Below are 452 nucleotides of genomic sequence, written 5' to 3' on the forward strand. Positions count from 1 at the left end.
GTTAAGTGGGAAACGATGTGGGAAGGCTTAGACAGCTAGGAGGTTGGCTTAGAAGCAGCCACCCTTTAAAGAAAGCGTAATAGCTCACTAGTCGAGTCGGCCTGCGCGGAAGATGTAACGGGGCTCAAACCATACACCGAAGCTACGGGTATCACGTAAGTGATGCGGTAGAGGAGCGTTCTGTAAGCCTGTGAAGGTGAGTTGAGAAGCTTGCTGGAGGTATCAGAAGTGCGAATGCTGACATGAGTAACGACAATGGGTGTGAAAAACACCCACGCCGAAAGACCAAGGTTTCCTGCGCAACGTTAATCGACGCAGGGTTAGTCGGTCCCTAAGGCGAGGCTGAAAAGCGTAGTCGATGGAAAACAGGTTAATATTCCTGTACTTCTGGTTATTGCGATGGAGGGACGGAGAAGGCTAGGCCAGCTTGGCGTTGGTTGTCCAAGTTTAAG

At 50.7% G+C, this 452-nt stretch carries 1 rRNA gene; it reads left to right on the forward strand.

Annotated features, from left to right (window positions below):
• Positions 1-452 (forward strand): 23S ribosomal RNA (locus tag SB816_RS29880); the annotation flags it as partial.

The organism is Achromobacter sp. SIMBA_011, assembly GCF_046535435.1.
Lineage (GTDB): Bacteria > Pseudomonadota > Gammaproteobacteria > Burkholderiales > Burkholderiaceae_B > Achromobacter > Achromobacter dolens.